1 protein-coding gene is annotated in these 302 nt (G+C 51.3%); it reads right to left on the bottom strand.

The genetic code is table 11. The features are described from left to right. The coding region (locus KBY02_RS26080; RefSeq protein ID WP_225650869.1) for an IS3 family transposase at positions 1-302 on the bottom strand (302 nt) is incomplete at both ends.

The following is a 302-nucleotide window of genomic DNA, read 5'->3' as shown; positions in this document are numbered from 1 at the left end:
CACCGTCTTGTGGTTCACAAGATGGCCCGCCCTGCGCAAAGCTGCCGTGATGCGACGATAGCCATACCGGCCCTTGTGCTCGTAGAAAGTTGCCTGAATCAGGTCTTTCAGCCCGGCGTATTTGTCATCTGCCAGCAGTACCTTTTGTTGATAGTAAAAAGTGCTACGTGCCAGACCGGCAAACTTCAGCAGGCCGTCCAGAGAATGCAAAGGCCTCAGTTCCATCACGATTTGCGCTTTTTCTGCTGCGCTATTCGTTGCTTCTTCTGAACCAAGGCATCGAGCTTTTTTAGATAATCGAC

The sequence above is a fragment of the Pseudomonas sp. P129 genome, from assembly GCF_020312195.1.
Classification (GTDB): domain Bacteria; phylum Pseudomonadota; class Gammaproteobacteria; order Pseudomonadales; family Pseudomonadaceae; genus Aquipseudomonas; species Aquipseudomonas fragariae.
The sequence above is the reverse complement of the archived record's forward strand: the minus strand, read 5'-3'. Positions and strand labels throughout refer to the sequence as shown.